General features: G+C 67.6%; 18 protein-coding genes, 1 pseudogene and 1 riboswitch. Of the genes and pseudogenes, 7 read left to right on the top strand and 12 right to left on the bottom strand.

Annotation, left to right across the window (positions count from 1 at the left end; translation table 11 throughout):
- Positions 1–21: 21 nt before the first annotated feature.
- The 3 genes from glcF to G4G31_RS08470 are packed head-to-tail and all read right to left on the bottom strand — an operon-like array spanning position 22 to position 3,738.
- Positions 22–1,251 carry a glycolate oxidase subunit GlcF gene (gene glcF, locus G4G31_RS08480; protein ID WP_182991045.1) on the bottom strand — a complete coding sequence of 410 codons (1,230 nt, stop codon included), beginning with the start codon at positions 1,249–1,251 and terminating at the stop codon, positions 22–24.
- A gap of 1 nt (position 1,252) precedes the next feature.
- The gene (glcE, locus tag G4G31_RS08475; RefSeq protein WP_182991044.1) at positions 1,253–2,302 is read right to left on the bottom strand and encodes a glycolate oxidase subunit GlcE; all 1,050 of its coding nucleotides are present in this window, start codon (positions 2,300–2,302) and stop codon (positions 1,253–1,255) included.
- Positions 2,303–2,310: 8 nt separating this feature from the next.
- A complete protein-coding gene (locus G4G31_RS08470; RefSeq protein ID WP_229425581.1) occupies positions 2,311–3,738 on the bottom strand; it encodes an FAD-linked oxidase C-terminal domain-containing protein in 1,428 nt (475 codons plus the stop codon).
- 141 nt (positions 3,739–3,879) lie between these two features.
- On the opposite strand from G4G31_RS08470, the gene G4G31_RS08465 reads away from it, so the two are divergent.
- Positions 3,880–4,434, top strand: a complete 555-nt coding sequence (locus tag G4G31_RS08465; protein ID WP_182991042.1) for a cob(I)yrinic acid a,c-diamide adenosyltransferase — start codon at positions 3,880–3,882, stop codon at positions 4,432–4,434.
- On the opposite strand, the gene G4G31_RS28990 is transcribed toward G4G31_RS08465, so the two are convergent.
- Positions 4,326–4,811 (bottom strand): hypothetical protein, encoded by a 486-nt coding sequence (locus G4G31_RS28990; RefSeq protein WP_182991041.1) that lies wholly within the window; start codon positions 4,809–4,811, stop codon positions 4,326–4,328. The two genes, G4G31_RS08465 and G4G31_RS28990, sit on opposite strands and share 109 nt — an antisense overlap.
- 293 nt (positions 4,812–5,104) lie before the next feature.
- Here G4G31_RS28990 and G4G31_RS28985 point away from each other — a divergent pair, with 293 nt between their 5' ends.
- Positions 5,105–5,521: a rhomboid family intramembrane serine protease gene (locus G4G31_RS28985; RefSeq protein WP_182991040.1), complete on the top strand. Its 417-nt coding sequence runs from the start codon at positions 5,105–5,107 to the stop codon at positions 5,519–5,521.
- A 262-nt stretch (positions 5,522–5,783) separates the two neighbouring features.
- Here G4G31_RS28985 and G4G31_RS08450 read toward each other — a convergent pair whose 3' ends face one another.
- Positions 5,784–6,545 (bottom strand): SDR family NAD(P)-dependent oxidoreductase, encoded by a 762-nt coding sequence (locus tag G4G31_RS08450; RefSeq protein ID WP_182991039.1) that lies wholly within the window; start codon positions 6,543–6,545, stop codon positions 5,784–5,786.
- Between the two features lie 278 nt (positions 6,546–6,823).
- On the bottom strand, positions 6,824–6,946 hold the full coding sequence (locus G4G31_RS27510; RefSeq protein WP_267873663.1) for a hypothetical protein: 123 nt from the start codon (positions 6,944–6,946) through the stop codon (positions 6,824–6,826).
- Between G4G31_RS27510 and G4G31_RS08445 the strand changes: the two genes are divergently transcribed.
- The 3 genes from G4G31_RS08445 to G4G31_RS08435 are packed head-to-tail and all read left to right on the top strand — an operon-like array spanning position 6,934 to position 9,568.
- On the top strand, positions 6,934–7,452 hold the full coding sequence (locus tag G4G31_RS08445) for a TerB family tellurite resistance protein (RefSeq protein ID WP_182991038.1): 519 nt from the start codon (positions 6,934–6,936) through the stop codon (positions 7,450–7,452). The genes G4G31_RS27510 and G4G31_RS08445 overlap by 13 nt on opposite strands.
- On the top strand, positions 7,449–9,074 hold the full coding sequence (locus G4G31_RS08440) for a hypothetical protein (RefSeq protein WP_182991037.1): 1,626 nt from the start codon (positions 7,449–7,451) through the stop codon (positions 9,072–9,074). Before G4G31_RS08445 ends, G4G31_RS08440 begins: the two co-directional genes overlap by 4 nt.
- Positions 9,075–9,124: 50 nt before the next feature.
- On the top strand, positions 9,125–9,568 hold the full coding sequence (locus G4G31_RS08435) for a DUF2846 domain-containing protein (protein WP_182991036.1): 444 nt from the start codon (positions 9,125–9,127) through the stop codon (positions 9,566–9,568).
- A 3-nt stretch (positions 9,569–9,571) separates the two neighbouring features.
- Here G4G31_RS08435 and G4G31_RS08430 read toward each other — a convergent pair whose 3' ends face one another.
- Positions 9,572–10,189: a substrate binding domain-containing protein gene (locus G4G31_RS08430; protein WP_210283928.1), complete on the bottom strand. Its 618-nt coding sequence runs from the start codon at positions 10,187–10,189 to the stop codon at positions 9,572–9,574.
- A gap of 169 nt (positions 10,190–10,358) precedes the next feature.
- Positions 10,359–10,412: pseudogene (locus G4G31_RS28980) on the bottom strand (hypothetical protein); the annotation flags it as partial.
- Positions 10,413–10,599: 187 nt separating this feature from the next.
- Between G4G31_RS28980 and G4G31_RS08420 the strand changes: the two are divergent.
- Entirely contained in the window at positions 10,600–11,505 is a 906-nt protein-coding gene (locus G4G31_RS08420; RefSeq protein ID WP_182991034.1) for a DMT family transporter, read from the top strand.
- Positions 11,506–11,520: 15 nt separating this feature from the next.
- On the opposite strand, the gene G4G31_RS24550 is transcribed toward G4G31_RS08420, so the two are convergent.
- From G4G31_RS24550 to G4G31_RS24545, 4 genes are read right to left on the bottom strand one after another with little or no spacing between them, the layout of a single operon-like run.
- Positions 11,521–11,670, bottom strand: a complete 150-nt coding sequence (locus G4G31_RS24550; RefSeq protein WP_202033729.1) for a hypothetical protein — start codon at positions 11,668–11,670, stop codon at positions 11,521–11,523.
- 55 nt (positions 11,671–11,725) lie between these two features.
- Positions 11,726–12,274 carry a hypothetical protein gene (locus tag G4G31_RS08410; RefSeq protein WP_202033726.1) on the bottom strand — a complete coding sequence of 183 codons (549 nt, stop codon included), beginning with the start codon at positions 12,272–12,274 and terminating at the stop codon, positions 11,726–11,728.
- The gene (locus G4G31_RS08405) at positions 12,271–16,455 is read right to left on the bottom strand and encodes a cobaltochelatase subunit CobN (protein WP_202033722.1); all 4,185 of its coding nucleotides are present in this window, start codon (positions 16,453–16,455) and stop codon (positions 12,271–12,273) included. The genes G4G31_RS08410 and G4G31_RS08405 overlap by 4 nt, the downstream gene beginning before the upstream one ends.
- Positions 16,455–16,643, bottom strand: coding sequence for a hypothetical protein (locus G4G31_RS24545; protein WP_202033720.1), 189 nt, complete (start codon positions 16,641–16,643; stop codon positions 16,455–16,457). The genes G4G31_RS08405 and G4G31_RS24545 overlap by 1 nt, the downstream gene beginning before the upstream one ends.
- 167 nt (positions 16,644–16,810) lie before the next feature.
- A riboswitch (cobalamin riboswitch) is annotated at positions 16,811–17,029 on the bottom strand.
- A 134-nt stretch (positions 17,030–17,163) separates the two neighbouring features.
- On the opposite strand from G4G31_RS24545, the gene G4G31_RS08400 reads away from it, so the two are divergent.
- Positions 17,164–17,865: a 2OG-Fe(II) oxygenase gene (locus G4G31_RS08400; RefSeq protein WP_182991033.1), complete on the top strand. Its 702-nt coding sequence runs from the start codon at positions 17,164–17,166 to the stop codon at positions 17,863–17,865.
- Positions 17,866–18,065 lie beyond the last annotated feature (200 nt).

Here is an 18,065-nt window from a genome sequence, read left to right as displayed (position 1 = left end):
GGGCAGGACGCAGGCAGGCCCTCAGGCGAGCGCCCGGTCGAGCAGTTCGATCCAGTGTGTCACCGGGGTCTGCGTGCCCGCCTGCAGGTGGCTGATGCAGCCGATGTTGGCCGAGACGATTGCCTGCGCGCCGGTGGCGTCCAGGTTGGCCAGCTTGCGCATCCGCAATTCGTCGGCGATCTCCGGATGCAGCACCGAATAGGTGCCGGCCGAACCGCAGCACAGGTGGCTGTCGGCGCACAGCACGACGTCCACGCCCGCCGCGCGCAGCAGGCCCTCGACCTTGCCGCGGATTTGCTGGCCGTGCTGCAGCGTGCAAGGCGGGTGGAAGGCGACGCGTTTGCGCAGCTTGCCGCGCAGGCGCTCGGCCAACTGTTCCTCGAACTCCGGCAGGATCTCCGACAGGTCGCGCGTGAGCAAGGCAATGCGCGCCGCCTTGGCCGCATAGTCGGGATCATGCGCCAGCAGGTGGCCGTATTCCTTTACCGTCACGCCGCAGCCGGACGCGGTCATGACGATCGCTTCGACCTGCCCGTCCTGCTCGACGTACGGCCACCAGGCGTCGATATTGCGGCGCATGTCGGCCAGCCCGCCGTCCTGGTCGTTCATGTGGTAGCGCACCGCGCCGCAGCAGCCGGCCTTCGGTGCGCGCAGCAGCTGCACGCCGAAAGCGTCGAGCACGCGCGCGGTGGCCGCGTTGATGTTCGGCGCCATCGCCGGCTGCACGCAGCCGTCCAGCACCAGCATCCTGCGCGGGTGCGCGCGCGTCGGCCACCGGCCCGGGTCGCGCGCCGGCTGCAGCTTGTCCTGCAAGCCTTTCGACAGCAGGGGCCGGAGCGCGCTGCCAGCCCTGAACCCCGTCTTGAACAACGCGCTGCGCGGCAGGAGTTCCTTGAGGGTGGTGCGCTTGATGCGGTCGGCGGCCGTGCGCGGCACCTTCTGCTCGACGATCCGGCGGCCGATGTCGACCAGGCGCCCGTACTTCACGCCCGACGGGCAGGTCGATTCGCAGTTGCGGCAGGTGAGGCAGCGGTCCAGGTGGAGCTGGGTCTTGCGGGTCGGCTCCACGCCTTCCAGCACCCCCTTGATCAGGTAGATGCGTCCGCGCGGGCCATCGAGCTCGTCGCCCAGCAGCTGGTAAGTGGGGCAGGTGGCGGTGCAGAAGCCGCAGTGCACGCAGGCGCGCAGGATCGCTTCGGCTTCCTCGCCCTCGCGCGTGCCCTTGATGAAGTCGGCCAGGTTGGTTTGCATGTCAGGGCATTCGTCCGGGATTGAAAATGTGGGCGGGGTCGAAGGCATCCTTCAGCCGCGCGTGGATGCGCGCCACCGCGGGCGCCAGCGGCTGGAACACGCCGACCGACTTGTCGCCACCACGGAACAGGGTGGCGTGGCCGCCGGCGGCAACGGCGGCGCGGCGGATGACATCGAAGGCGGCGCTGTCCGCGCGCAGCCAGCGCTGCGCCCCGCCCCACTCGATCAGTTGCGGCCCGCCCAGCACGATGGCGCTCGTCGTGGACGGGACCGACAGGCGCCACAGCGGCGCGTCGCCCTTGAAAAAGGCGTGCTGCTGCTCGCGCAGCGCCGTCCAGAAGGCGTCGGCGTCATTCAATACCGTGCCGCCGAGCGAAACGACGGCTGCGTCCACCGCCGCGCGCGCGCCGGACAGGCGCAGCGCCAGCACGCCTTCGCACCAGCAGCTGGCGGAAATCGGCAGGGGCTGGCCGCCCCACTCGTTCAGGCAGCGCAGAGCCTCGATCTCGCTCATCTGGAATTGCAGCGTGGTCTCCGCAAAGGCGCGCGGCAGCACCTTGACCGACACCTCCAGCAACAGGCCGAGGGTGCCGAGCGAACCGGTCAGCAGGCGCGAGACGTCATAACCCGCCACGTTCTTCATCACCTGCCCGCCGAACTTCAGGACTTCGCCCTTCCCGTCCATCAATTGCGCACCCAGTACGAAGTCGCGCACGGCGCCGCTATTCGCGCGGCGCGGGCCCGACAAGCCGGCCGCCACCGCGCCGCCGAAGGTGGCATGTTCGCCGAAATGCGGCGGCTCGAAGGCCAGCATCTGGTTCCGTTCGGCGAGGGTCGCCTCGATCTCGGCCAGCGGCGTGCCGCAGCGCGCCGTTATGTCGAGTTCCGTCGGCTCGTAGTCGACGATGCCGGTGTGGACGCGGGTGTCGAGGATGGCGCCTTGCAGCAGCCCGCCATACCAGTCCTTGCTGCCGCCACCGCGGATGCGCAGGGGGCGCTTGCCTGCCGCGGCCGCGCGTACCTGGTCCCTGAATTGTTCGATTGCTGCCATGGTCGACTTCAAAAGCGTGGAAGGTCCGGGAACGGCACGTTCCCCTTGTGCACGTGCAGCTTGCCGAATTCGGCGCAGCGGTGCGGCGTCGGGATCGCCTTGTCCGGGTTGAGCAGCATCGGCTCATCAAAAGCGCGCTTCACGGCGAAGAACATGTCCAGCTCAAGCCGTCCGAACTGCACGCACATCGAATTGATCTTCTCCATGCCCACGCCATGCTCGCCCGTGATGGTGCCGCCCACTTCCACGCACAGCGCCAGGATGGCCGCGCCAAAGGCTTCGGCACGGGCGAATTCGCCCGGCTGGTTGGCATCGAACAGGATCAGCGGATGCAGGTTGCCGTCGCCCGCGTGAAACACGTTCGCGCAGCGCAGGCCGTAGGTCTGCTCCATTGCCTCGATGCCGGACAGGACCTGCGCCAGCTTCTTGCGCGGGATCGTGCCGTCCATGCAGTAGTAGTCCGGCGAGATGCGCCCCGCCGCCGGGAAGGCGTTCTTCCTCCCCGACCAGAAGCGCATGCGCTCCGCTTCCGTCTGCGACACCGCGATCGCACTGGCGCCGGCCGCCTGCAGCACGGCCGTCATGCGTTCGATTTCCTCCACCACCTCCAGGGGCGTGCCGTCCGCCTCGCACAGCAGGATCGCCGCCGCGTCGAGATCGTAGCCGGCGCGGACGAACGGTTCGACCATGCGCGACGAGGTACGGTCCATCATCTCGAGGCCCGCGGGGATGATGCCGGCCGCAATCACGCTCGCCACCGCGTCGCCGCCGGTGACCACGTCATTGAAAGACGCCATGATGACCTGGGCCGCCGCCGGTTTCGGCACCAGCTTGACGGTCGCTTCCAGCACGATGCCGAGCATGCCTTCCGAGCCGATGAAGACCGCCAGCAGATCGAGCCCCGGCGCGTCCAGCGCCTCGCTGCCCAGTTCGATGATTTCCCCGTCGATGGTGGCCACGCGCACGCGCAGCACGTTGTGCACGGTGAGGCCGTATTTGAGGCAGTGCACGCCGCCCGAGTTCTCGGCGACGTTGCCGCCGATGGTGCAGGCGATCTGCGAGGACGGGTCGGGCGCGTAGTACAGGCCGTACTGCGCGGCCGCGTCGGAAATGGCGAGGTTGCGCACGCCCGGCTGCACGACCGCCGTGCGCGCCAGCGGGTCGACGCGCACAATCCGGTTCAGGCGCGCCGTGGACAACACCACGCCGTCGGCAATGGGCAGCGCGCCGCCGGACAGGCCGGTGCCGGCGCCGCGCGGGACGATCGGCACGCCAAGTTCGCGGCAGACGGCCAGGATTGCCAGCACCTCGTCTTCGCTGCGCGGCAGCGTGACGACCATCGGCAACTGGCGATAGGCGGCAAGGCTGTCGCATTCGTAGGGACGCGTGTCTTCGGGGGCATGCAGGACGACGCCATCGGGCAGCCTTGCGCCCAGCGCCGCGGCGACCTGGCGGCGGCGCTCGGGGGGGACACGGTGGGGGACGCTTGGAGAGGGGCGGACATCCTGCGATTCTAAGCACAATCACATCGATTTGTCGTATCCTCGGGCTATCTTTTTCAGGGTCTGGACATAATCATGGGTAATCGACTTTCCAAAATCGCCACACGCACCGGAGACGACGGCAGCACGGGCCTGGGCGACGGCAGCCGCACCGGCAAGGACAGCGCGCGCATCCATGCACTGGGCGAAGTCGACGAACTGAACTCCTTCGTCGGCCTGCTGCTGTGCGAGGACATGCCGCCTGACCTGCGCGAAGAACTCGTCACCATCCAGCACGACCTGTTCGACCTCGGCGGCGAGCTGTGCATCCCCGGCTACCAGATGATCAAGGACGAGCACGTGGCGCGCCTGGACGGCCTGCTGGAAAAATACAATGCCGACCTGCCGATCCTGAAGGAATTCATCCTGCCGGCCGGCTCGCGCGCGGCTTCTACCGCCCACGTATGCCGCACCGTCTGCCGCCGCGCCGAACGTGCCATCGTCGCCCTGTCGAAAGAAGACACGATCAATCCGCAGCCGCGTCAATACGTGAACCGCCTGTCCGATTTGATGTTCGTGCTCGCGCGCGTGCTGAACCGCTTTGCCGGCGGCAGCGACGTGCTCTGGAACCACCAGCGCCAGCGCGGCTGAGGGACGTGCCGGTGGGAGTGAGTGCACGCTTCGACGTCCGTTTCTACATGGCCGGTTCGCGCTGGCCGACCAATCCCTTCCGCTTCCGCGGTCCGGGCACGCTCGAGGTGCAGGACGACTTCGTGATCGTGCGCGGCAGCCGCCAGCGCTCCTTCCGCCTGCCCCAGCGCTGCGAAGAACGGCTGCGCATGGCCGACATCGTCAACGCCTATGACAATGGCCAGGACGTCTGGTTCGACGTGCTGGGCGTGGACGAAGACGTGACGGTGGGCTTTTCCGTCGCCGATGCGGCAACGGCGCAGCGCATCGTCGCCCTGCTGCCGGCGCGCCAGACCGAACGTTTCAGGCAGGAACACGAGGAAAACGCCGTTTTCCACGACCGCATCGACTACTGGACGCCGTCGACGCCCGTGATCTGGGGCCTGCTGGCGGCGAACGTCGGCCTGTTCGCCCTGATGTGGCTGGCACGGCGCCATTACGAGGCCGCGCTGGTGGGCCCGATGCGGCGGATGTTCGCGCTGTATCCGGCCGCGGCCGACGCATCGCTGCAGGCTTCCCTGCTGCGCGACTGGGGCGCGAACATCGGCCGCCTGACGCTGGGCCAGGGCGAGTACTGGCGCCTGGTGAGCTCGATGTTCCTGCACGGGAGCATCTGGCACCGGGCTTCAACATGCTGGCGCTGTGGCAGGTCGGCACGCTCGCCGAGCGCATCTTCGGCAGCACGCGCTTTGCCGGCCTGTACCTGCTGGCCGGCGTCAGCGGCAGCCTGTCGAGCGTGTTGTGGAGCGTGCTGCGGCATGCGCCGGTCAGCAGCGTGGGCGCGTCCGGCGCCATCTTCGGCATCATCGGCGGCCTGCTCGCCTTCCTCTCGCGCCCGCACAGCGGCGTGCCGCCGACGGTCGTTACCGAACTGCGCGGCTCATTGCTGCCCTTCCTGCTGTTCAGCCTGTGGATGGGGTTTGTGTATCCGCACACGGACAATGCCGCGCATATCGGTGGGCTGATCGGGGGCTGGCTGGCGGGGCATTTGCTGGCACGATCGATTCATGTGCCGGAGGGACGTGGCGTAGTGAAACCTGGTGGATGAGCGGCTTCGCTGGCGGACAAGAAATGAAGAAATACGCGAAACCGCGAAACCGAAACCGGGGGTCAGGTCTGACATTCGGACACGATCTCAGCCGCACGCCCTTCACTGCCGACTTAAAGGCAGAGCTCGTGTCCATTCGAAACCGGGGTCAGGTCTGACATTCGGACACGATCTCAGCCGCACGCCCTTCACTGCCGACTTAAAGGCAGAGCTCGTGTCCATTTGTCAGACCTGACCCCAGCGGTTGGGGCTGGATCAATGCTTACTGCGGCGGCTGCCCGTTCGATGCCAGCAGGCCCGCATCGACCGGCAGATTGACGCCGGTAATGAGGCGCGCGTCCTCGCTGGCGAGAAAAGCCATCGCCGCCGCGACACCTTCCGGATCCTCGGGCGCGCCGAGCGGCATGCGTTCCCTGAACTTGGCGACCAGTTCGGGATCGCTCACCATGTCCTCGGTCATGCCGGTTTTGGTGAAACTCGGATTGACCGCATTCACGCGCACCCCGTCCTTTGCCGCATCCATCGCCATCGCGCGCACCATGTTGCTCACGGCTCCCTTCGAGGTGTTATAGGCGAACAGATTCCAGTCGCCGCCAAGGCCCGAGACGGAGGAAGTCATGACGATCGAACCGCGTGTTTTGACGAGTTCTGGCATCGCCGCCTTCGCCATATGGAAGTAGCCAGCGACATTCACGGCCATCACGCGTTCGAAGTCTTCCTCACTGGTTTGTGTGATGTCGCCTTCGGTGGCCATCCCGGCGTTATTGACCAGGATATGCAGCGCGCCGAAACGCTCGACCGCCGCCTTGACGGCAGCCGTTGCCGTCTTCCTGTCGGCCGTGTCACCGACCTGGACGAGAATGCGGTCCTGCGGCAGTTTCGCGGCCGCTTTCCTGAGGCTGGCTTCGTCGATATCGAGCATCACGACACGGGCGCCTTCGTCGAGGAAGCGGTGGGCAGCCGCCAGGCCGATGCCGGAAGCGGCGCCCGTGATCAGTACGGCTTTATCGGTGAAACGCTGCATTCTTTCTCCCTTTGGCTGTCCAGAATGTGAGCACGACGATATCACAGGCGAAAACGCACGGTTTTTCAGGAGAAATCGAAGTCCGGTTCCACATAGTTCCCAGCTTGAAGTCCCGCACTGTGCCGGCAACGCTCCCGCGCTCGCGGAATTCATGCAATGTGAGTATTCAATAGTTTCCTTACGGAACTTTGCGTCTACCATAGCGGATTGCTCGCTGCCCTCCCGGCAGCTTCCACGATTCATCAGGAGAACTACATGGGATTCTTTAAATGCCTCGCCTACGTCGCCGGCGGCGTCGGCGCCGTCGTGCTGGCGCCGATGACCGGCGGCAGTTCGCTTGCCGTCGCCATTGGCGCGCTCGGCACGACGACCGCGGCCGGAGCGGCGATTGGCGCCGGCATCGGCGCCCGCCGCCGCGGCGGTCGATCACGCGTCCAGCGCGAGCGATACGGCCTACCGGAAAGGGGTGGCCGAAGGCACCAAAGCCGGGGAGCGCGCGGCCCAGACGAAGTATGAAAAGAAGATGGCCGCGCTGGCCAAGCGCCTGCAGGCTTACCAGGACTTCGAGAAGAAGCTCGTCGCCATGTACGCGGTGGGCCTGGCCATCGCGAATGCAGACGGTGTCATCTGCGACGAAGAGCGCCAGGAACTCGACCAGTTCATTGCCGGCTGCAGCGCCGCCAACCTGCCGCCCGTCCTCAGCGAGCGCGTGGCCAGGCTGACCGCCAAGCCCCCTACCCTGCCGCAGGCGCTGCAGTATGCCAAGCACGCCGGGCTGCCGAAACGGGATATCGACGATATCGTCGACGTGATCGCCCATGCGGATGGCGTCGTCAACACGCACGAAGAACAATTCATCGCGCGCTGGAAATCGATGTCGGTCAACTACGAAGCCAGCCTGGCATGAAACCGTCACGCGCCGAACTGCACCGCAAGCAAAAGGCCCGGCTCGATACCTTGCGGGAGCACCGCGCCGGCATCGCCTCCTACCGCGTGCCCACCGACGGAACCGACAGCACAGGCACCAGCCATGCGGCCCATGCCATCCTGGACGAGATGCTCGAGGAGCACGCGGCCGAAATGGCGGCGTGGAATGCGCCGGTCGGCGTCTCGAACCGCGAGACGCGCGCACTGCTAGCCCAGTTGCGCACCCGCTGGGATAGCGAACGCATGGACGCGCTGCTTGGCGATTGCCGCAATGCCGTGCTGCGCGGGATCGCCGGTCCCTTCGGCCTCGGCCAGGTTCTCGCGGCGGCCGACAAGGCGGGCGGCAACGTCACCACCGTGCACAATGCCAAAGAAGGCGTGTATGCGCGCAGCGAGGACGAATTCAAGCGCGAAGAATACGCCGGGCAGGCCTACAAGACGGCGCGCGGCACATACCGGGATGCGAGCATCCATCCCGATTCCCAGATGATCGTGGACGAATACTCGGGCGAGCTGCTCGATTATTCGCAGGCGGACTGCGACCACATTTACTCGGTCAACCAGTACCACAATGAAGGCGGCTTCATGCAGGACAAGGGGAAAAAGGAGGCCTTTGGCGCCGACCCTGACAACTTTGCCATGACCGCGAATGGCGCCAACCGCTCCAAGCAGCAAAAAGCGCTCGACCAATGGCGCGACAGCCAGGCCACCGACGGCAGCGGCCGCAACAACAAGGAGCGCTACGGCCTCGACGACCGGCGCGTCAAGCCCGCCATCGGACGCGGCCAGCGCGCCGCTTCACAACACGCACCAGGCCTGGGCGACAAGGCGGCCTACTATGGCGAGCGTGCGGTCGCAACGGGCACCGGGCAAGCCGGCAAGATGGGTTTGCAGCAGGCAGTCGGCCTGTTGCTGACCGAATTCCTTACCGCGAGCTTCGATGAAGTCCTCGACGCCTACAGGAAAGGCCTGCGTGGCGATACCGGCAGCGCGGGCTTTTTCGACGCGCTGCGCAAGCGGCTGGGAAGGATCGTCAAACGCGTCGCGGCGAAATGGCAAGACACGCTGGCCGCATTCAAGGATGGCGCCATCAGCGGCTTCCTCAGCAACCTCGCCACCATGCTGATCAACATGCTGGTCACCACCGGCAAGCGCGTCGTGCGCGTCATTCGGGAGGGGATGATGGCGATCCTGTCGGCCCTGAAGCTGGCGCTGTTCCCACCCAAGGGCATGACGCGCGCGCAGGCCGGCGACGCGGCCCTCAAGCTGTTGGCGACCGGATTGACGACTTCGCTGGGCATCATGGCCGAGGAAGTGGCGGAAAAGGCGATCACCGCCCTGTTCGCCACCCACCTTCCCCCGCTGGCGCCCCTGGCCGGACCGGTTGCCGCCGTGCTCGTTGCCACCATGACCGGCCTATCCAGTGCCTTGCTGGTGTATGCCATCGAGCGCCTCGACCTCTTCGGCGTGCGCCGCCAGCGCGAGCATGGGGCTGTCCTGGCGGAACTGGATCTGGCGATCGCGGATGGCGACCGGCGTATCGACGCGATGGTCGACAGTGTGCTCGATGACGAGCATTTGCGGCTGCTCGGGGCGGTTTGACGCCCGGTGTAGCCAATCCACGAAAATTTACCGCAACAAGTTAAAGCAACATGAAAATAGTATCGATCGTTCTGAGTGCCCTGTTACTGTCCGGCTGCGCCGTGACGCCCTATAAAGACCTGAATCTGGATACGACATCCAACTTCACGAAACCCACCGAAGGAAAAGCTGGCGTTTATGTCTACCAATGGAAAACGGGGATCATCGGGTCGCTGATGGACGTGAATTTCGAGATCAAGGGCCAGCCGAAGATTCCCCTGAATACGGGCGAATATGGGTACTACGAGGCCAACCCGGGGACGTACGAATACAAACTGCAGGGGTTTCCGAGCTTGTACATTCCCGTCGAATTTGAAGCGAACAAAAACTATTTCTTCCGCGCCGCTTTAGCCAACGGGTCCGACATCTCGTACCTGGTGCGCGACCAGGATGAGATCGAATCGGCAAAGAAGAACATCTCGAGTGGACGGTACGAACTCTACAACATCGATTGAGTTTCAAAACGCATCCCACTCCGGATGCTCGCCAATCTTCTCCACCAAAAAATCGATGAATACCCGCACCTTCGGCGGCAGGAAGCGGTCCTGCAGGTAGATGGCATAGAGCTGGTCGCCGAACAGTCCCAGTGGCTGCACGTCGGGTAGCAGGCGTTCGGCGCGGCCGTGGGCGATGTCCTCGCCGACGATGTAGGTCGGCAGCAGCGCGATGCCGGCGCCGCCCAGCATGGCCATGCGCAGCGACTGGCTGCTGTTGGCGGCCAGGGCACCTACTACCTTCAGCGGCGAGCGCTCGCCGTCCACCATGAAGGTCCAGGTGGCGCTGCGCGATTCGCCGAACACGATGCATTGGTGGTCGCGCAGGTCGGCCAGCGTTTGCGGCCTGCCGCGGCACGCGAGGTAGCCCGGGGCGGCCACGAGCGCGTGGCGGAGCCGCCCGACGGGCCGCGCCACGGCGGTCTGCAGGTCGACCTGCGCGGTCAGGCGCAGCGCGATGTCGAAACCCTCTTCCACCAGGTCGACGCGGCGATCGTTCAGGTTCATGACGACCGTGATGTCCGGATAGCGCGCCATGAACTCGGGCAGCAGCCGCGCCAGCTGGGCGTTCCCGAAGGCCATCGAGGTCGTCACACGCAGGGGTGCCGCTCGGCCCCTGCTGCAGCCCGGCGATCGTCGCTTCGATCGCCCTGGCCTCTTCCACCATGCGCACGGCGTGCTGGTGGATCTCGCGGCCCGCTTCGGTCATGCCGATGCGGCGCGTCGACCGGTTCAGGAGCTTGGTCTGCAGCGCGTGCTCGAGGCGCGCCACCTGCTTGCTGATGGCGGCCTTCGTCGTGCCCATCTGGCGTGCGGCTTCCGAAAACGTGCCGGTCTCGACGACACGAACGAATGCCCAGATGTCGCTGAACTCGCGTGGTTTGATCTCTTCCATGGTATCCAATTCGGAAACAATGTTTTATCCAGTCGAGGCATTGTATCGGAACTGATGACATCTTAAGCTCGATGCATCGATCCCACCGGAGATACCCATGACCGCCCCGAGCATCGCCAAAGCCTCCACCGCCACGCCGTCCCTGCCGATGCTGCCCGCCCTGCCCACCCTGTTCGTGCTGACCTGGAGCACCGGCTACATCGTCGGCAAGATCGGTTTGCCGTATGCGGGGCCCTTCACGCTGCTGTTCCTGCGCTTCGGCGTGGCGGCCCTGATCCTGCTGGCGGTCGCGCTGGTCACACGCGCGCCCTGGCCCGCCACCCGGCGCGAGTTCGGCCATCTGGCCGTGGTCGGCCTGCTGCTGCAGGCGCTGCAGTTCGCGGGGCTGTATTCAGCGCTCAAGCTCGGCGTCAGCGCCGGCGTATCGGCGCTCGTCGTCGGCACCATGCCGGTGTTCACGGCACTGGGCGCGGCGCTCTTCCTCGGCGAGAAAACCAGCACCCGGCAGTGGATCGGACTGGCCGGCGGCTTGTGCGGTGTGGCGCTCGTCGTTGCCGACAAGGTGGGGACAGGCGGCGCGAGCCTGGCCGGTATCGGCTCCTGCCTGCTGGCCCTGGCCGGAATCACCCTCGGCACCCTCTACCAGAAGCGCTACTGCGCGGCGATGGACCTGCGCACCGGCGGCTTCGTCCAGCTGTTTGTGGCCAGCATGGTGGCCTGCGGCCTGTCGCTCGGCTTCGAGGGCTTCGCGGTGGAGTGGACGCCACGCCTGCTGTTCGCCTCGACCTGGCTCTCCACCGTCAACTCGATCGGGTCGATCAGTTTGTTGTTCGTCCTGATGCGCAAGGGCGAGGCCAGCAAGGTCGCCAGCCTGTTCTACCTCATTCCCGGCGTGACCGCCTGCATGGGCTATGTCCTGCTGGGCGAAACGCTCAGGCCGATGGCGCTGGCGGGCTTCCTGGTGACGGGCGGCGCGGTGTATGTCTGCACCCGCAACCGCTGAGGCAGTGCGGGCAGCTCACCTGGCCGGCTCGATCAGCATCAGTTTGCCCGTCTTCGGATCGCGGTACACCTCGCCGACGCGGTCGTAGCCGCTGCCGGCCTGGCTCGCGCCGCTGGCCGGGCGCTCGATCTGGCGGCCCTTCTCGACCGGGCGCGGTGCCTTCAAGGCGCCCCCTGGCTGCCGGCGATCGCGGCGATCAGGCCGCAGGCGAACACCAGCATCACGTCGACCAGGTTGACCAGGCTGGCGCGCGGATCCTCGTCGTCCTGGCCGAAGCGCGCGTCCAGGCGCGCGAGTACAGGCGCAGGCGTTTGCGGCCGGCGATCATGCCGCGCCTTCCATCGCTTCGAGGGTCTCTTCGTACCAGCGGCGGCGCAGCTTGCCGATCACCATGCCGCCGATGCCGGCGACCAGTCCCAGCACGGTGGCGTCGAAGGCGACGGTGACGGCGCTGGCCAGCCGGGCCGGATCGCCCCTGGCCCAGCGCGGCCAGGCCCGGTCCGAGCGGGATAATCGTGGCCATCAGCCCGAGCATCGGCGGGATGCGCGCCAGCAGGTCGGCGCGTTCCAGGCGCCGCCGCGCCACCGCCTGCACGCGGGCGAGGTCGCCCGCCGCATGCAGCCGCGCCAGGCCGTAAAAGCGCTCGCCGACGGCGATGCCGCCTTCGAGCAGCGCCAGTGCGCAGCCCAGCAGCAGGGCTGCGAGGGCCGGCGCCAGCAGCCAGCTGACGGCGTCGTGCAGCCAGGCGAAGGAAAAGAAGTCGATCATGGAATGCTCCCGGAAGGTTGAGGAAGAATCGGTCGAGCGCCGCGGCGCACGCCGAGCGCGAACAGGACGCAGGCACAGGCGAGTGCGCCAAGTACACCGGCGACACGCAGGCCGACAGGTGCGGGCGCGTCGGGCGACGCCAGCAGTTCATAGGCACGCACGGGCGCCGGCGCCGGCGCGGGCGTGGGCGCAGGCGTGGCGCCAGCCGTGCGCCGCGCCGACAGCGGCGCAGTCGCCGCTGCCCCAGCATGCGCGGTGGCCCGAGGGGTCGGTGGCGCAGGCAGCCCTGCCTCGCCGCGCGCGCGTGCCAAAGCCACGCCCAGCAGGCGCGCGTCGGCGTCCTCCAGCTGCGGCGCCAGCCACTGCCACATCGGATGCGCGGGCGAGGTATGCCCGCTGCCGGGCAGCCCGTTGGCGGCCACCAGGCGCGCCAGCTCGCCGCCCATGCGGCGGACGGTGGCGCGGTCGGTCTTCCAGTAGCCCTTCTCGGCCGCCACCATGAACACCGCCAGCATGTGCGCCTTCACGTGCACGTTGTGGCGCTCGCCCAAGAATTGCGGCAACTGGAGGCCATGGGCGTCGTCGAAGTAAACCGCCTTGACCTCGTCCCACGCCCAGCTCTTGACCAGGTCGGGGCGCGTCACCTGCCAGCCCCACAAATTCTCGACGAATTCCTGGCCCATCGTGCGCGCGCCGGCATAGCCGTGTCCCATCAGGGGCTTGAGCCAGGCGGGATTGAGGAAGCGCCCGCGCAGCTCGCCCAGCAGGGCGGAGGCCAGCGGCTCGACATCGGCCTGGCCGGGCTGGCCGTGCTGCAGGATCATCGCGTCCGGCACCCGCCCGGTGCGCGTCTCGACAGCAAGCGACAGGCCGCCCGGGTAGTCGAAGGCATCGTTGTTGTCGAGCAGGCCGTAGAGATTGCTGGCACGGCCGTGATAGGTGCGCGCGATACCGCTTAGTGCGACGTCGAAGGCGGCGTGGTTCGCCTCGCCGCTCGCGTCCAGGCCATAGGCATGGCCCATGCGGTTGCGGTAGGCGCGCCCGAGCTCCTCGCGTTCGCGCCAGGCGCCGGAGCGCTCGGTCAGGCGATTCACGCCGGTGCCATAGGCGCCAGGCGCATCGCCGAAGACCCGCTGCGCCGCGGCCGTGCCGGCGTCCACCAGCGGCATGCCGCCGCTGCGCAGGGTCCTGGTGCGCGCCAGCCACCCGGCTGCCACGCGGTTGTCCGCCAGCGTTTCGTGGCCCCAGCTCGCGCCCGGCAGCGGCGCCAGTGCCGCCGTCAGCGGCTCGCGCAGCTGGGGTCCTCTTCCACCGGGGGTGGCGGCCGATGCGGCCAGCGCCAGCCTGCCGGCGCGGTCGATCAGGCGGATCAGGTTCGGATACAGGTCGCGGAACAGTCCCGAGGTGGTGACGATGGCATCGCGCCGTGGTGCCCCGGGCTTCAGGCGCACATCGGTCACGATGCCGCGCGCATTCCACACCGGCTCGGCGCCCATCATCGCCAGCGCAAAGGCGACCATTACGCCCTCGTCGCGCACCGCGTCGGAGGCCCACAGGATGATGCCCTCGCTGCCCTCCTTGCCGTTCGCGCGCGCGGCCGCCTTTGTCGCCAGCCGCTCGCCCAGGCCATAGCCCAGCCGCGTCGGCAGGATGTCGCCATCGACCGCATGGAAGTTGCGCCCGGTAGGCAGCGCCTCGGGCGAACGCAGCGGGTCGTTGCCCTTGCCCGGCTCGATGTAGCGTCCGTCCAGGCCGGCCAGCAGGCCCGCCATCTCGAGACGCGGGGAGTCCACCAGCTTGCGCTCGACGTCAAGGTCGAGGATGCCGCCCTTGCGCATGGAATCGAGCATCAGGTCGAGCGACTGGCGTTCCCATGGGCGCCCGAACACGTGCAGGCCGTAGGGCATGAACTTTTCCTGCAGCTTGGTCAGGTAGTGGCCCACTTCATGCGCCAGCAGGTCGTCGTCGGCGGCGTCGAAACCGATGCCGCGCACCTTGAGCACATCGGCCATCGAGGCTTCCAGTTCGGCGCGCAGGTTCAGTTTGGTCACGCGCTCGCGCATCACCGCCGCGGCCTGCGTTTTCAGCGTCTCGGAGCTGGCCGCCTCGTAGCTCTCGACCACCTGGCGCAGCGCCAGCAGCTCGTCGTACAGGGGCGTGGCCGCCAGCGGTGGCGTCAGGTGGTCGACCATCACGGCCAGGCCGCGCCGCTTGGCCTGGGTGCCCTCGCCCACGCCGTCGACGATGTACGGGTAGATGCCCGGCAGGTCGCCGGCGATCAGGCTGGGGTAGTCGTCCGCCGCCAGGCCGACGGCTTTGCCCGGCAAGAATTCATAGGTCGAATGGCGCCCGACATGGACCAGGGCGTCGGCCTTGAAGCGGTCGCGCAGCCAGTGATAAAAGGCCAGGTACTGGTGCGGCGGCGTGATGCTGGTGTTCGCATGCAGCAGCTCTTCGTCCACTTCCCAGCCGCGCGGCGGCTGCGGGCCGATGAACACGTTGCCGAACACGATGCCCGGCACCAGCAGCCGGCCGCCCTCGACCATCACCTTGCCCGGCACCGGTCCCCAGCCGCGCAAGCCTTCGATGCCGTAGCCGGCCAGGCGCCGCTGCAGGGGGCCCAAAGACCGGCAGGGGCGTTGGGCGCGCTCGTCGAGACAAGCGGTATAACCCGCTTCCAGCGCCGCCAGGTCGCGCAGTGCCAGCGCCCGCTGCGGGTGGTCGGCGCCTTCGACCAGGTGCAGCAGTTCCTTGATGACGACATTCACCTGCTTGCGTCCCAGCGCCTGTTCTCCGGAAGCTTCCGCTTCCAGCACGTCGGTCTGCAGGCGCCCGAGCAGGCCGCTTTGCATCTCGCCCTGCACGCGCGGCGGCAGTGCGCCGAACCAGCGCGCATAGTCGGCGGATTCGACGCCGGCGACCTTGTCTGCCAGTTCGCGCAGCGCCGTGCGGTCCTCCGGCAGGTTGACGCCCTGCGCCATGATGCGGTCAAGCAGCGCTTCGGGCGAGGCCGGCAGCTCGCCGACCGTATAGCCGGCCGCCTTCAGTGCGACCAGCATGTCGAACAGCGAGGCCGGCACGTCGAGGTTGTCGGCGCCGATGTTCTGGCGTCCCGGCGGATGGTTGTAATAGATGAGGGCGACGCGCTTGTCGCGGTTCGGCTTGGCGCGCAGGGCCAGCCAGCGGCTCACACGGGCGGCGACCCGCTCCGCTTCCGGCGCCAGCACGACCGGCGGCCGGTGTTCGATGCCGGTCAGCGGATCGTGGCGCGGCTGCCCCAGCGCCGCCACCACGATCGGCTGGCCGATCCCCTGCAGCTCGGGCAGCGCCACCCGGTACTGCACCGAATCGGGCGTGAGGCCGTCGGGCGAGAGGCGCCATTGCACGGCACTGCGATCCATCAGGCGGATCGCCTTGAACACCGGGATGTCGAGCCGCTTGAAGGCAGCCTCCACCGCCTCGCGGCCCTCGGCCGCGCCGACCACGAAATCCTGCAGCACGACGAGTGCCGCGGGCCGCGCCGGCGCGATCAGTTCCGGCAGGCGCTCGAGGGCCTCGCGCGAGGCGCCGCCCCAGCGCGCCGCCAGCTGCACGCAAGCCTGGCCGTGCGCCTCGATGCGCCGGCACAGCGCGGCCGGGACCTCCTGGTCCATGTTCGCCAGATCGAGCACGACGACCGTCGGCCGCTCCTTCAGGCCCAGGCTGGCGGCATGGCCCCAGGCGCCGGCATCGGCCAGCTCGCGTGCGCCGACGCGCAGGCGCAGCGTCGGTTCCGGCTGCGGCGCGGGCAGCGCACCGGCACGGTCCGGCTGCGCATCCAGCAAACCGTCCAGCAACGCAGCCAGGTTGTCGCCCCCGCCGGCCTGCCACAGGCGCCGCGCAGCCAGCCAGTAGGCCGCGGACGCGTGGGCCTGCGCCGCCGCCAGCGCGGCCTCCGGCGGCGCCTCGGCGGCGAGCTGGCGCAGGGTCTCCGGCGAAAAATCGTGCAAGCGGCCATGCCGCCCTCGCGTCGACAGGCTGAGGGTCGCCTCGCCGTTGAAGGCGAGGATGGCAGTGGCGGGACGCGCGTGGCGGCCCGGGGCATCCTTCAGGCGCCGCGCCGGGTCGCCGAAAACGGCGACGGCCAGCACGCTGTCGGCCTGGCCGATCCAGCGTCCCAGGTCGCGTTCGCTCGCCGCCATCAGCTGCGCCGTCGTGCGCAAGACGATGCGGTCGTGCGGATGCGCTTCCGGTGGCGGTGGGCGGCATCGACGGCGGCCGGGGCGGCGCGTTCGGTAACGGCGGCGAACAGGGTGGCGGCGCGCGCGGGCAGCAGCGCCAGGCAGCACAGCAGCATCGCAAGGACGCGGGAAGATAGACGGGCACTCATCGACGTCGACGGGTAAGGCACGCGGGGCGCGCATGAAAACCAGGCTACCCATGCCCTTCGCGGGAAGTCGCTTGCGCGCAGCAGCGCGCCGCAACGGGCGCGCACGAGCTCATGACCGGAACGAAGGAAAACGGACAGCCAACCGGCAACGCCACACCCCGGGCGCTGCAAAGTACTGCACGACTGGCCGGTCTTCTGGCTTGCCTTCGTCCTTCCCTGTCCTTGCCTTCCCGTGCGATGCACAGTGGCGTATGGCCAGGGTCGTCAGGCCTACAGCAGCGGGGGCTGCGCCGGACTGGCGGGGGATGGCTATCCCGCGCGTCACCGGCTTCCCGTTTCACCCTCCGGCAGACAAGCAGGAGGGCACCAATCGCGTAAAGGGCGAATTCTACATGCACCCTGCCGTGTTGTCACATCGCCATGGCCCCTACCCTGCCCGGATACGGGGGTGCGCAGCCCTGGCATGGCGCGGTACACTGGCACAAAAAAACAATCACCCCATCACGGAAAAGAGACGACCTTGGACGACTTCATCGGCATCTACGACAACGCCCTCAGCCCCGAACAATGCGACGCCATCGTGGCGCGCTTCCATGCCAGCGACAAGGTCGTGCGCGGACGCACCGGCAACGGCGTCGACACGAACAAGAAGGACAGCTGGGATCTCACCATCGGCCCGCACAAGGAATGGCATGACATCGGCAACCTGATGATGGCGGCCGTGGCCCAGCACCTGGCGAGCTACATCGACCGCTACCGCGCCCTCGTGCTGGGCGCGCTCGCGCCCATGGTGGCGCATCCGCGCACGGGCGAGCCGGTGGCGCTGTCGCTGGCGAACTTCGACGAATGCGGCAGTCCGCACCTGCCCGCCCTGCTGCAGGCGATGTACCGCTGCGGCCCGATCAACCTGCAGAAGTACCTGCAGGGGACGGGCGGCTACCACCATTGGCATTCCGAGATCTATCCGCAGAACGCCAGTTGCGAAACCCTGCACCGGGTGCTGCTGTTCCAGTTCTACCTGAACGACGTGGCCGAGGGGGGCGAAACCGAGTTCCTCTACCAGGACCGCAAGATCGAAGCGCGCAAGGGCCGCCTGATCATCGCGCCGGCGGGCTTCACCCATACGCATAAAGGCCACGTGCCGGTCAGCGGCGACAAGCTGATCGCGACCTCCTGGATCCTGTTCCGGCGCGCCGAGGAGTTGTTCGGACAGGGCCGCTGACAAGACGGCGCCTGCTGCCGTTCGGCCGATAGCCGGATGGACATGCTTTCGCCCGCCCCGATAACAAAAAATTTGTTGAGTAGTGAGATTGTCTTCACTACAATACGACGCATCCCACGGCTCTTGTCTATACAAGCGCCCCGCATCCTGCCCGCCTGGCGAATGACGCCGGCCGGACTTCTGCCCGGAACGTCCACAAG

The sequence above is a fragment of the Massilia sp. Se16.2.3 genome (genome assembly GCF_014171595.1).
Classification (GTDB): domain Bacteria; phylum Pseudomonadota; class Gammaproteobacteria; order Burkholderiales; family Burkholderiaceae_D; genus Telluria.
Note: the sequence above shows the minus strand (reverse complement) of the source record. Positions and strands in the feature narration are given on the sequence as shown.

Bases quoted from the DNA above. Each gene is read 5' to 3' on its own strand.
- glcF (WP_182991045.1), bottom strand. From the start codon at position 1,251: ATGCAAACCAACCTGGCCGACTTCATCAAGGGCACGCGCGAGGGCGAG.
- glcE (WP_182991044.1), bottom strand. From the start codon at position 2,302: ATGGCAGCAATCGAACAATTCAGGGACCAGGTACGCGCGGCCGCGGCA.
- G4G31_RS08465 (WP_182991042.1), top strand. From the start codon at position 3,880: ATGGGTAATCGACTTTCCAAAATCGCCACACGCACCGGAGACGACGGC.
- G4G31_RS28985 (WP_182991040.1), top strand. From the start codon at position 5,105: ATGCTGGCGCTGTGGCAGGTCGGCACGCTCGCCGAGCGCATCTTCGGC.
- G4G31_RS08450 (WP_182991039.1), bottom strand. From the start codon at position 6,545: ATGCAGCGTTTCACCGATAAAGCCGTACTGATCACGGGCGCCGCTTCC.
- G4G31_RS27510 (WP_267873663.1), bottom strand. From the start codon at position 6,946: ATGCCGGCGCCAATCGCCGCTCCGGCCGCGGTCGTCGTGCCGAGCGCG.
- G4G31_RS08440 (WP_182991037.1), top strand. From the start codon at position 7,449: ATGAAACCGTCACGCGCCGAACTGCACCGCAAGCAAAAGGCCCGGCTC.
- G4G31_RS08435 (WP_182991036.1), top strand. From the start codon at position 9,125: ATGAAAATAGTATCGATCGTTCTGAGTGCCCTGTTACTGTCCGGCTGC.
- G4G31_RS08430 (WP_210283928.1), bottom strand. From the start codon at position 10,189: ATGGCCTTCGGGAACGCCCAGCTGGCGCGGCTGCTGCCCGAGTTCATG.
- G4G31_RS08420 (WP_182991034.1), top strand. From the start codon at position 10,600: ATGACCGCCCCGAGCATCGCCAAAGCCTCCACCGCCACGCCGTCCCTG.
- G4G31_RS08410 (WP_202033726.1), bottom strand. From the start codon at position 12,274: ATGATCGACTTCTTTTCCTTCGCCTGGCTGCACGACGCCGTCAGCTGG.
- G4G31_RS08405 (WP_202033722.1), bottom strand. From the start codon at position 16,455: ATGGCGGCGAGCGAACGCGACCTGGGACGCTGGATCGGCCAGGCCGAC.
- G4G31_RS24545 (WP_202033720.1), bottom strand. From the start codon at position 16,643: ATGAGTGCCCGTCTATCTTCCCGCGTCCTTGCGATGCTGCTGTGCTGC.